The sequence below is a fragment of the Staphylococcus sp. acrmy genome (genome assembly GCF_022690565.1).
Lineage (GTDB): Bacteria > Bacillota > Bacilli > Staphylococcales > Staphylococcaceae > Staphylococcus > Staphylococcus caledonicus.
This window is the reverse complement of sequence record NZ_JALCVE010000012.1, coordinates 1-12,790: the sequence shown is the minus strand read 5'-3', so window position 1 is coordinate 12,790 and position 12,790 is coordinate 1. Positions and strand designations below refer to the sequence as shown.

The 12,790-nt window shown below is 29.8% G+C and carries 12 protein-coding genes; 2 read left to right on the top strand and 10 right to left on the bottom strand.

The window, feature by feature from the left end:
- Positions 1–152: 152 nt before the first annotated feature.
- Positions 153–506, top strand: coding sequence for a large conductance mechanosensitive channel protein MscL (gene mscL, locus FH144_RS10785; protein ID WP_107508591.1), 354 nt, complete (start codon positions 153–155; stop codon positions 504–506).
- A 75-nt stretch (positions 507–581) separates the two neighbouring features.
- Here the strand turns inward: mscL and sbcC are convergent, their stop codons facing one another.
- The 7 genes from sbcC to sosA form a co-directional block, all read right to left on the bottom strand.
- Entirely contained in the window at positions 582–3,617 is a 3,036-nt protein-coding gene (sbcC, locus tag FH144_RS10780; RefSeq protein WP_242315796.1) for an exonuclease subunit SbcC, read from the bottom strand.
- A 4-nt stretch (positions 3,618–3,621) separates the two neighbouring features.
- Positions 3,622–4,746, bottom strand: coding sequence for an exonuclease subunit SbcD (sbcD, locus tag FH144_RS10775; protein WP_242315794.1), 1,125 nt, complete (start codon positions 4,744–4,746; stop codon positions 3,622–3,624).
- A 187-nt stretch (positions 4,747–4,933) separates the two neighbouring features.
- Positions 4,934–5,401 (bottom strand): CcdC family protein, encoded by a 468-nt coding sequence (locus tag FH144_RS10770; RefSeq protein ID WP_107508686.1) that lies wholly within the window; start codon positions 5,399–5,401, stop codon positions 4,934–4,936.
- A 491-nt stretch (positions 5,402–5,892) separates the two neighbouring features.
- Entirely contained in the window at positions 5,893–6,129 is a 237-nt protein-coding gene (locus tag FH144_RS10765; protein ID WP_103165796.1) for a YneF family protein, read from the bottom strand.
- 261 nt (positions 6,130–6,390) lie between these two features.
- Positions 6,391–8,379, bottom strand: a complete 1,989-nt coding sequence (gene tkt / locus FH144_RS10760) for a transketolase (protein WP_242315792.1) — start codon at positions 8,377–8,379, stop codon at positions 6,391–6,393.
- 205 nt (positions 8,380–8,584) lie between these two features.
- A complete protein-coding gene (locus tag FH144_RS10755) occupies positions 8,585–8,827 on the bottom strand; it encodes a DUF896 domain-containing protein (protein ID WP_242315790.1) in 243 nt (80 codons plus the stop codon).
- 138 nt (positions 8,828–8,965) lie between these two features.
- Entirely contained in the window at positions 8,966–9,199 is a 234-nt protein-coding gene (gene sosA, locus FH144_RS10750) for a DNA damage-induced cell division inhibitor SosA (protein ID WP_242315788.1), read from the bottom strand.
- A 143-nt stretch (positions 9,200–9,342) separates the two neighbouring features.
- Between sosA and lexA the strand changes: the two genes are divergently transcribed.
- Entirely contained in the window at positions 9,343–9,966 is a 624-nt protein-coding gene (gene lexA / locus FH144_RS10745; RefSeq protein WP_242315786.1) for a transcriptional repressor LexA, read from the top strand.
- A 229-nt stretch (positions 9,967–10,195) separates the two neighbouring features.
- Here the strand turns inward: lexA and FH144_RS10740 are convergent, their stop codons facing one another.
- The 3 genes from FH144_RS10740 to rpsN form a co-directional block, all read right to left on the bottom strand.
- Positions 10,196–11,212 carry a CAP domain-containing protein gene (locus FH144_RS10740; protein ID WP_242315852.1) on the bottom strand — a complete coding sequence of 339 codons (1,017 nt, stop codon included), beginning with the start codon at positions 11,210–11,212 and terminating at the stop codon, positions 10,196–10,198.
- 23 nt (positions 11,213–11,235) lie between these two features.
- On the bottom strand, positions 11,236–12,213 hold the full coding sequence (gene guaC, locus FH144_RS10735) for a GMP reductase (protein ID WP_107508582.1): 978 nt from the start codon (positions 12,211–12,213) through the stop codon (positions 11,236–11,238).
- 149 nt (positions 12,214–12,362) lie between these two features.
- Positions 12,363–12,632, bottom strand: a complete 270-nt coding sequence (rpsN, locus tag FH144_RS10730; RefSeq protein ID WP_107508581.1) for a 30S ribosomal protein S14 — start codon at positions 12,630–12,632, stop codon at positions 12,363–12,365.
- Between the last annotated feature and the right edge of the window lie 158 nt (positions 12,633–12,790).

Genomic DNA, 12,790 nt, shown 5'->3' with positions numbered 1-12,790 from the left:
TATTTTCGTAAAGCTATATAATAGGATAACAAAGCCCCTATTTATTATCAAATTTCATTAATTTTACTATTTACTAAATAATTTATACATTGTATAATCATTTTTATTCATGTATTTCGATTTTATTCATGTCTAAAGAGAGGAATTATGTCATGTTAAAAGAGTTTAAAGAATTTGCATTAAAAGGGAATGTACTAGATTTAGCTATTGCTGTAGTTATGGGTGCAGCCTTCAATAAAATCGTAACGTCATTAGTTACGTATATAATCATGCCTTTAATTGGTAAGATTTTTGGTTCTGTAGACTTTGCTAAAGATTGGGAATTCTGGGGAATTAAATACGGATTATTTATCCAATCAATAATTGATTTCATTATTGTAGCACTCGCATTATTTATATTTGTAAAGATTGCGAATACATTAATGAAAAAAGAAGAGCCTGAAGAAGAAATAGAAGAGAATACTGTTTTATTAACAGAAATTCGCGATTTATTAAGACAAAAATAACTTTTAATTAGACATCATAACGTTTATTCATGTATGAAAAACAAACGTTATGATGTCTTTTAAATTATACTAATTTTAATTCCATTTAAATTGAGTGTAACTTTGGTACTGGTTAGTCTTCACTTCTAAGATTAACGGTATTCGTTGCTTCAACTCACTCACATGAGAAATGATACCTACCATTCTGCCTGTGGTTTTTAATTTTAATAAGGTATCTAAAGCTGTTTCCAATGTTTCCTGATCGAGTGTACCAAACCCTTCATCTATAAACATTGACTCTAAAGTAATACCGCCAGATTCTTGTTGTACGACTTCGCTTAAACCGAGTGCTAATGCTAATGATGCTTGGAAAGTCTCTCCACCTGATAATGAACTAATGTGTCTTGCTTTATTTGAATAAAAATCAAATACGTTAATTTCTAAACCGCTATATCCTTGAGAAACTGTTTGACTTCTTTGTAGTTGATAACGTTTACCACTCATATTTGCCAATCGAATATTGGCTTGTTGAATAATACGTTCTAGATAATAAATCAAGACATAATTTTCTAATGTTAGCTTTTGACTATTTTTGCCTGAAAGAACTTCTGCTAACTCGAAAATTTGTTGTTGTTCTTTAAGTTCATTGTTTAGATAAGTTATATGTTCTTCAATGCTCTCAAATTTTTCTCTATTTTTTTGAATTTTAAACTGAATTGTAGCGCTAGTTTCGACATAACTATTATATAGTTTTTCAACTTCATTTCTTTCATTTTCTAAAGCAGAGATATCTTCTAATTCTTTGCCTTCAGTTAATTTGATTAAACGATCTATTTCAAGAGAATATTTTTGATGTTCACGGTTATAATTATCAATTTCATTTTCAATTTCTTTTTTTGAACTTAATCTACTTAATAAGTCATTTACTTCTTCAGAAGAGTTTAAACCGATTCTTTCCATCTCATCTTCAATATTAGTTTCAAAATCTTTTATTTCATTATCTAAATCTTCAGAGGCACTAACATAATTATTTAAATTATTAGTTTCAAGTGCCAAATTGTGTTTAGACTGTTGAATGTCACTATTTATAGTTTCTATTTTAGTTTTATATTTATCTACTTCTGAATCGTATGTGATGTAACACGTTTTAAAGTCTTTAATTTTAGAGAATGTCGTTGTATTTTCAAAATCATTAATTAATATTTCATATTGTTGTTTTTGTGAAGATAGTCTTTCAAATTGAAGTAGTAAATTATTCTTATTATCTTTAAGATTTCCTAAGTCTTTTTCTAATTTATATAATTTTTTAGATTGTTGTTGGAGGAATTCTATTTCCTCATTTTTCGTATCTAATTCTTTCTTTAATATTTCAATATTTAAATCTTCATCCTGCTTAATCTCTAACTCATCCATTTGTTTTGATAAGAGCTGAGCAGTGGTTTCAAGTTTTCCAATTTTATTATTCTTAATGTTAATATCATTAGTCAGTTGTTTGATAGCTTGTTGGTTCTTACTAATTTTGTCAAAATCGATGTATTCATTAAGCGATTCAATTGTGTTACCACAAATAGGACAAGTATCACCAATATGTAAAGCCGCTTGAATTTCTGTAACAAAAGTTTGTTTATTATTCAAATCAATACTTGTCTTATCAACGGATTCAAGTTGTTCAGATAAATGTTTAAATTCATTTTGAAGTTCTTCCATGTCTTTAATAGTGCTATTTTTTTGATTATTCAAATCGTTATACTTATCTCTGTTATTTTTTACTATAGCTTTTCTATCTAACTCACTTTTTAGTTGAGAAATATATTGGGATAATTGATTTATTTTATCATCATCTATATCGATTTCTTTAATATTATTTTGTAAATTTAAAATCTCTTTATCATTTTCCTCTTGCTTTTCTTTATTAGACAATAATTGTTGTTCAATTTCTACTACTTCCTTATATGCAGAAGAATATTTACCTAAGTTATCAAAAAATTGCTTAGTTTTATTGATATATTCCTCTTTGCTTTTAATATCTTTTGAACTTTCTTCCATAAACTCATGTTCTTTTTCGAGTGAAGTCAATTGTTTCTTAATGTTAGCAATGTCATTTTTAGCACTAACTACTTTCGAATTAGTTTCCTTGAACTTTTGTTCTTTAGCGTTTTTTTGCTGATACAGATTGTCTAATGTTTTTACTTCATTTAATCGTCTTAATTCTTTTTTCAAACTATCAATTTCGTCTTTTCGTTCTTCAATTTTTTCTCTTTGATTCTTGTTATATTCAAGTTCGTTTCGGGCTTGTATTAATTTTTTATTATTTTCAATACGGACATTTAAAGAAGATAGATGAACATGTTGTTCTGATTTTAATTTTTCAAATTTTTCGTTAACCTGTAAGCCTATTTTTTCAAATTGAGGAATAGATTTGATAATTTCTTTCGTTTGCATACTGTTTAATTGCTTTAATTGTATTAATTCTTCATTTTCAAACGTCTCTATATCTTCCCAAAGTGACTGAATTTGATTATAACGAGTTTCAATTTGTTTTTTTTCATTTTTCACTTCATCTAGTAGAGTATTTTGCATTTCTTCAAATCTTATACTATTAAATAATGTTCTTAGTATACTTTGTTTATCTGAACTATTAGAGACTAAAAACTTTTTAAATTCTCCTTGAGGTAAAATAAATAGTTGTCGAAATTGTTCTGCGTTAATACCTAATAAATTCTTAATAAAGTTATTTCCAGTATTAATTTTACTTTCTTTCAGCTCATATTGATTACTTTGTGAGTTGAATTCAAATACGTCTAATTTTCCAGCTGTTTGAGATGAATTCCCCTCTTTTATATAGCTACCTTGCCTAACTATTTTAAAATCTCTATCGTTAAGTTTAAACTCATAAGTTACACTCATAGGTGATTTTCCATCTGCAAAATGGCTTCTTAAATCCCCTTCATTTCTTCCTTCTGTAGAGGCTTTTCCAAATAATGCAAATACAATCGCATCAAATAACATAGTTTTACCGGATCCGGTTTTACCACTTATTAAAAATAAATGTTCATCTTTAATATGTTGAAAATCAATTGTTTCATTTAAAAATGGTCCAAAATTACTAAGTGTTAATTTTAATGGTTTCAATTTATTAAGCCTCCTTATTCAAAATTTTATTTAGTAAATCATCGATTTTTTTCGCTTGATAGTCCGTTAGTTCCTTGTCTGTAATGCTGTTATAAAACTTTCTTACTATCGTTGCATCCTCTTCTTGTTCTAACTCAACGTGTTGAAAATCCCCTTTATATTCAAAATTTAAATTACTAAGCGCTAATGTATTAGGATATATATGCTTTAAATGCATGATTGGATCAGTAACATGCGACATATTTTCGAGTTTAAAATGGAAATAATTATCTTTATTTTTAACAGGTAAATCACCTTGGATAACTTCTTGATAGTCTCCTTTAACTTCTTCAAGTTCTCTCATAGGGGTTAATTGAATAAACTTAGTTGTTATACTATCTTTTGAATCAATGATTATTTGCTTATAGCCTTTAGGTTGATTGACTTCAGAAAATGAATATTGTAGTAAAGAACCACTATAATCGATGACATCATCTTGAATACTAAAAGGATGATGTAAATGGCCTAATAAAACTCTATCAAATATATTAAAATTAGATTTATTAACACTTTCAACAGTACCAATCGTCAGAGGTCGTTCTGAATCAGATGTCTTTCCTCCATTAATTGTTAAGTGTCCTATTAAGATATTGATAGATTCTGGATTCAATTTTTCTCCAATATATTCTATACATTTATGTGTTGCTTGTTCATAAGTTTTAATTTCTTCATCATCAAAGAACTCTTTAATCTCACTAATTGTGGCAAACGGTAATGTATAAAAATTAACGTTATTAAAAGTAATAGGCTTATCCATACATTCTAATTGCGTACGTATGTATAATTTAGAATATTGAAACCATGTCGCCCCATAATTTAATCTCTCTCTACCATCATGATTTCCATTCGTTATAATAGTTGGTATCCCCATTTCAATATTTATTAATCCAATTACCTTCTCAAATAATTTTATTGTCTCTTTACTTGGATATGAAGTATCATAAATGTCCCCAGAAATCACAAGTAAGTCAGGCTTTTCTTCTTCTAATTTATGTATAAATTTATCTAATATGTATTCTTGATCTTCTAAAAATTGCTTTCCGTTAAGAATCTTGCCTAAGTGCCAATCACCTGTATGAATAATTTTCATAATAAACCTCCAACAAGAACGTTTGTTCGTATAAATTATACTCTGTCTTTCTACTATATGCAAATGAAAAAGAGCCCAGACATTTATATTATAAAATGTCTTAGGCCCTACTTTCTATGGTTAGTCTATTTTGTTAGAACGTAACAGAATCTTTGAAGTATATTAAATTTCTGTCCTACTTCATTATCTAAAGAACTATAGTATTTTTTAACTTTTTAAATTTGTATAACATTGCTAATCTCCAAGGAACAATCATACTAAAGGCAATTAAAAAGAACATTCCACCTATTTCTCCTGGATCGATAGTACTACTAATAAATATTTTAATAACTGTACGTATAATTAACAATGAAATTAAGATTACTGGAAAAGCTTTAGATCTTTTCATGTAAATTTCACTACCGTGAACCTCAAAACGACTTGTCCATATTAATACAGATGAAAAGACTACACCTAGAATAATAGATTCTAAAATTTCTGAACCAGTTAACCTAAAATATGGTACGACGTACATAAGTGCGCCGGTAGACATAAAAAATGGTGGTAAAATGATTTTCTTTTCATTGACTGGAAATTGTTGTGCTTTCATCCGTATCACAATAACAACAATCCCCATAACTAATGCAACAACTACTGAAAAAATTAGATATGCCAAAATTACACCTTCTTATATTCATAAACTAATACTATTAATTTGTTCTTTAGTGAAGTATGAACATTTAAATTTTGTTTAACTTTAAGTAACACTAAAATTGTTTTACTACAAAAATGGATGATTGTAAACCTTTGAGACTATAATTATTATTGGTCACTTCATACATTACAAAAATAGAACCTACTAAAAGTAAACAGACCACAAAAAATATAGTCAGATGCTCAATTATCTCTGCAAATTATTTCTATATTCTTAGTTTTATACACTAATAGAAGTTGATTAAAGACGCATTCAACATTTCTAAGTAGGATATCATCAATTAAATTTACCACAAAGATTATTATTTTGCATTTTATAACTAATTTATATCTCATCATTACTGTTCTAAAAATATATTATAAAGAAAAAAGTTATGCCAATTTTATGCCAGTAACAAAAACGGGCGTTGCAACGAATTTTCAAAATCGTTGTAACGCCCTATATGATAGGTTTTATTTACCTTTCATGTTTTGATCCATATTTTTATTCATCATTGTCATCATTTGATTGATTTTCTTTTGAGATGGTTTTTGACCCATTTGCATCATCATCATACGTAACATTTCTTCATTAATAGGTGGGTTCTTTTTTAAATAATCCATCATGTATTTTCTCGCTAAGAAGAAACCACCAATTAGTCCACCAATAAGTGCTACAATGATTAAAATAATTGCTAACCAAGTTGCCATTGTTTCACCCACTTTCTATATCCTACTGAATTTTACTAAATTACTATCTCATTTTCAAGAGTTAGTTCAAGAATAAACTATTCATTTGTAATCATAACAAATTGTTGTAGAAATGTAATTCTATATTTATAAAATTTAAATGTAAAAACTTAAGTTTAGACAATCAAGTCTTCTATATTACAAAACAAAGAAGACTCCCACATTGAGAGTCCTCTTCGAATATATCATTTGTTCTACCTAAATTTTCACAATACATTAAAACTAGAATGTGCGAATTTGATTTAAAACATTTTCTTTTGTAAATCCATATTTTTCTACTACTAAATCGCCAGGGGCACTTGCACCAAAGCCGTCAATACCAATAACTTTACCTTCAGTACCAACATATTTATGCCAACCTAATGAAGAAGCCATTTCAATTGCTACACGTTTAGTAATATCTTTTGGAATTACTGATTCTTTATATTCGTCTGATTGTTGTTCAAACGCATTCCAGTTAGGCATTGAAACTACTCGAACACCTTTACCTTGTTTATCTAAATCTTTTGCTGCTTCAATAGCTAAACTAACTTCTGAACCAGTTGCTAATAATAAGTACTCAGGAGGTGTTTCAGTTTCAAATACAACATATGCACCTTTGCGTACGCCTTCTTCAACAACATCTTCAGCTACGTCTAAATAAGGTAAATTTTGACGAGTTAATACTAATGAAGTTGGTGTTTGCTCAGATTCTAATGCTACTTCCCAAGCAACACGAGTTTCGTTACCATCAGCAGGACGAATAACATTCATATTAGGGATTGCTCTTAAACCAGCTAATTGTTCAATAGGTTCGTGAGTTGGACCATCTTCACCTACTGCAATTGAATCATGTGTAAAGATAAATGTTGAATTTAATCCCATTATTGCAGATAGACGAAGTGCTGGTTTTAAGTAGTCACTGAATACGAAGAATGTTGCACCATATGGATGTAATCCACCATGTGCTGCCATACCATTTACAGCTGCACCCATCGCAAATTCTCTAACACCAAACCAGATGTTTTTGCCTTCTGGAGTATTACGGTCATAATCAGTCGCTTCTTTAACGTTCGATTTGTTAGAACCAGCTAAGTCAGCTGAACCACCAAAGAATGAAGGTACTGATTTACTTAATGCTTGAATAACTTCTCCAGAATCAGCACGTGTCGCAGCGTTATGATCACTATCAAATCGAGGTAATTCATCTCTATAGTTTTTAGGTAATTTGCCACTAATTGCTAATTTGAATTCCTCAGCTAATTCAGGATATTTATTAGTGTATTCTTCTAATTTTTCTTTCCATGCTTCTTCGTTTTCATTGGCACGTTTAAGCATTGTTGTTTGGAAAATTTCATACACTTCTTCAGGAACGTTGAAACGTTTTTCAGCATCTAGACCATATGCTTCAAAAGTTAATTTTCTTTCTTCGTCACCAAGTGGAGCACCGTGGACGCCGTTTGTACCACTTACGTTTGGTGCACCGTAACCAATAACTGTTTTAACTTCAATCATAGTTGGGCCTTTTTGAGATTTAGCTTTAGTAATGGCTTTATCAATAGCTTCTAAGTCATTACCCTCTTTTACTAAGATATGGTTCCAACCATAACTTTCAAAACGTTTTTTCACATCTTCTGAAAATGCTTTATTTAATTCGCCATCAAGTGAAATATCATTTGAATCGTATAAAACGATTAATTTATCTAATTGATTATGGCCAGCAAATGAAGCTGCTTCGTGAGAGATACCTTCCATTAAATCACCGTCTGAAGCTAATACATACGTATAATGATCAACGATGTCGATATCTTCTTTATTAAATTTACCAGCTAAATGGTCTTCAGCTAAGGCCATACCAACTGACATTGCAAAACCTTGTCCTAATGGTCCTGTTGTAACTTCTACACCATCAGTATGTCTGAATTCAGGATGACCTGGTGTTTTAGAACCCCATTGTCTGAACTGTTTAAGTTCATCTAATTCTAAACTTCCAGAAACATGTAATAGACTATATAATAGTGCTGAACCATGTCCAGCTGATAAGATAAAACGGTCTCTATTAAAATAATCTTTTGATTGAGGATTGAAGTTTAAATGACGTGTCCATAATGTGTACGCCATAGGCGCTGCCCCCATAGGTAAACCTGGGTGGCCAGAATTTGCTTCTTCGATTGCATCAATACTTAAAGCACGAATCGTATCAATGGCTAATTGATCTTTCTCATTAAACATCTAAATACTTCCCTTCTACTTAATAATCTTCGTTACATTATAACTTAAATACAATGTAATTGATAAGAGATTAATCTCATAATATGAACAAACTCTTTTATACTATAGAAATCTTCTATTTATACATTATAATTACAAAACAATCTTATTATTAAACAACTAAAAGTGCCATTCTAATAAAGAGTCTTCTATAACAAAATGAATTCTAATTTTTTTGGTTTCTATTTTGTTCCTGTATTCTCTTTAACTTTTCTGGAGTAACATCGTTACCTTCCGGATCAATTACTTTTGTACTTTCAATTTGTTTCTTAAACCCTTTTCTGAATGCTTCTAGATATTGTTTACGTAACTTTGATTGTTCTTTAGCTTCAGCTTCAGTTAAGCCCTTTTCTTTTTTCTTTCTAGCTAATTCATTAATTCTATCTATATTTAAGTTCTCTTTAGTCAATACAACCACTCTTTCTATAAGTAAATAAAACGTACTTATTAAACCATTTTTATTACTTCATAGAATATAACAAAAAAGAGATTAGGACAAAAGCTTTAGATATAAAAGCAAAATATTCCTAATCTCTATATATTATATTTATTCTACTAAAGCGAACACTTTATAGTCATTTAGTTCTGTATTTTTCTCTTTTACGTTCTTACTATTATCATTAATGATGGCCTTTTTAGAAATAGTATGATCGGTAATTTCGTACGTTTGTTCCGTTTGAGAGTTATGATATAAATTCAAGAAAAAAACTAGAAAAACAATGCATGACACTGCTAATACGACTATATTTGTGATGAATTTACTAGTATATTTGTTTAACATTTATTTCCACTCCTAGAACGTTCGTTTGTATTAATACCTTATCAGAACATCTGTTCTTAGTCAACACAAAAACGAACAAATGTTTGTTCAACAATAAAATAAATGCTATAATATGATTAAATAAAACTAGGGAGTGCCTATATATGAGAGAATTAACTAAAAGACAAAGTGAAATATATGATTATATAAAACATGTCGTGCAAACGAAAGGTTATCCACCAAGTGTTCGTGAAATTGGAGAAGCGGTTGGATTAGCCTCTAGTTCAACAGTACACGGTCATTTATCTAGACTTGAAGAAAAAGGTTATATTAAGAGAGATCCTACAAAACCGAGAGCCATTGAGATTGTAAGCGAACAATCTAATGATGCAGTAAATATGGAAGAAACTATATATGTCCCTGTAATTGGTAAAGTTACAGCCGGTATTCCTATTACTGCAGTTGAGAACATTGAAGAATATTTCCCATTACCAGAACACTTAACATCTACACATAATAGTGATATTTTTATTCTAAATGTTGTTGGCGAAAGTATGATTGAAGCTGGTATTTTAGATGGAGATAAAGTAATTGTGAGAAGTCAAACGATTGCTGAAAATGGAGATATTATTGTAGCCATGACTGACGAGGATGAAGCTACAGTAAAACGATTTTTCAAAGAAAAAAATCGTTACAGATTACAACCTGAAAATGCTACTATGAGTCCTATATACTTGGATAACGTTACTGTTATTGGTAAAGTAATAGGTCTTTATAGAGAATTATAGGCTATATTTGTTATCTTTCGTTAAAATCTCTCTTATATATTTAATATAAATAGTAAAGAGCTAGGAAAACATTTAAATGCTTTCCTAGCTCTTTTGTTTATCAGATTCTTTTTTATTCAAAATTTCTTTTACTTTATCTAGAATATCTTTTTTATTTTTATCTTTAGTTGTCATAATATCAACTTCCTTATCAACTAAAAGATACCCCAAATAGTTCACTTTGAAACTATTAACCTGTATAATTTTCCGTCCAGTATGGTTGGCGCTTGTCATTAAAGTCTACTCCAACACCTAAAGTACTAAAACTTGTGTTTAGAATATTTTTCCGATGTCCTAATGAATTCATCAAACCTTCATGCGCAAAAATACTACTTTGCTGGCCATATGCCAGGTTCTCGCCTGCAGAATTAAAATTAATATTATCTTTTTTTAATCTATCGAAAGGTGAATCCCCGTCTAGATTTGTATGATCAAAATAATTATTTTCGGCCATATCCTCACTATGTTTTCTAGCAGTATTTGAGATTGACTTAGAGTAATTTAGAGTATTCAACCCATGCTGTTTTCTTTCTGAATTTACTAAATCAAAGTTTTGATGTTCGTAACTCTCTTTTAATTTAGAGAAAGGTGCCCCATATTGTTGTTGTAATCTATTCTCCATAGCATCACTAACTTGAAGTAAAGCGGTAACACCATCATTATTGTGCTCGTCGTAAAAAACTGTGGAATAGACATGCGAATCATGGAAGACATCATATTCATCGTTGTCAATTTCTATTCGATATCTGCCTTTGGTCATTTCTTCGATTGGTTTACCTAGTCGTTTTTCAACTACATCTCTTGGTGTATTATACTTAACTTTTGATTTCGAAGTAATTACGTTCTGATTGCTGTATAATGCATTGACTTTATTATCAATGTAACTAATCATAGTAAAGTTTTCGTAGTCACTATCGTAGTATGTATACCACTTAGTACCATACTCATTCGAAGTTACACGTTTAGGCTTACCAACTTTAGATTCAACTTCTTTTTTCGTCATATTCATTTGAATGTTATTGACTGCAAATTCCTGTTCTTGAGGCGTTTTTAGCGCATTAGTTTTAGCGCTAGTATCCTCATTCATAACTTGCTCAACTTTGTCTCTAACATTATTTTGCAAATTAACTAATGTTTGGCTTTCTTTCAGTGGTACAAATAAGGTAATTGATAAAAACACTAAAGAAAACAAAAGAAATTTTTTGATATTTTACACCTACCGCTCAAATTTTAATCTTTATCCCCATTGAAAATTGAGTTCCTAACGATTACATAATCAACTGTAGTTAATGATTTGAGATCTTTACCACCAGCATATGAAATAGAACTTTGTAAATCTTGTTGCATTTCAATGAGTGTATCCTTTAATGAACCTTTATGTTCGACAAACATTTTCTTACCTTCAACGTTTTTGTGTTCACCTTTTTGGAATTCAGATGCACTACCAAAGTATTCTTTATATAATTTTCCTTCTAATTCAACAGTTTCACCTGGTGATTCTTCATGAGCGGCAAATAAAGAACCAATCATTACCATACTTGCACCAAATCTGATTGATTTAGCGATATCGCCATGAGTTCTTAATCCACCATCTGCGATAATTGGTTTACGAGCAGCTTTACTACAAATATTTAATGCAGCTAATTGCCAGCCACCTGTACCGAAGCCAGTTTTAATCTTTGTAATACATACTCTTCCTGGTCCAATACCAACTTTAGTAGCATCGGCGCCAGCGTTTTCTAATTCTCTAACCCCTTCAGGCGTGCCTACATTACCTGCAATAACAAATGATTGAGGAAGATGCTTTTTAATGTGTTTAATCATATTGATGACTGGATCAGAATGTCCATGTGCAATATCAATTGTAATATATTCTGGAATGATGTTTTTAGATGCTAAAGTTTCAATGAAATCAAATTCATTTGATTTAACACCTACTGAAATAGATGCAAATAAACCTGCATCTTGCATTCTTTGAACAAATGGAATTCGAGCTTCTTCGTCAAAACGGTGCATAATATAGAAATAATCGTTTTCTGCAAACCATTGTGCTAATTCTTCATTCATAACCGTTTGCATGTTAGCTGGTACTACAGGTAATTTAAAAGTCTTAGGTCCAAACTTAATAGAAGTATCACATTGAGATCTACTTTCAACAATACATTTATTTGGAATTAACTGAATATCTTCATAATCAAAAATTTTCATACTTTTTAGCCCCTATACAATTTAATTATATTTTTAAAAAACGAACGATTTTTATATAAAATATATCAATCATTCATAATTCTTACCATTGTATACTTTACAATCTTTTAAATGTATTGTAAATGGACTAAAGTACTACTTTTTACACATTACCAACTTGATTTTTTCACACCAGGAATTTGTCCTTTATGTGCATGGTCTCTAAAAGCAATTCTAGACATTTCAAATTTACGCATTACACCTCTAGGACGCCCTGATACACGGCATCTTCTAGTCAATCTAGTTGGTGATGAATCTCTAGGTAATTTTCTTAATGCTTCATAATCACCTTTAGCTTTTAATTCTTTACGTAATTCATAATATTGATTAACAAGTTTTTCTCTTTTTTGTTCTTTAGCAATTTTAGATTTTTTAGCCATATTTTGTCACTCCATTTTCTTAAATCGTAATAATTACGTTTTATATCTTAACATATGATTTTATAATTACAAGAGTAATGGGGTTCTGTTGCAAAGTTGAATTTATAGTATAATTTTAACAAAAAGGAGTCTTCTGTATGAACTATTTCAGATATAAA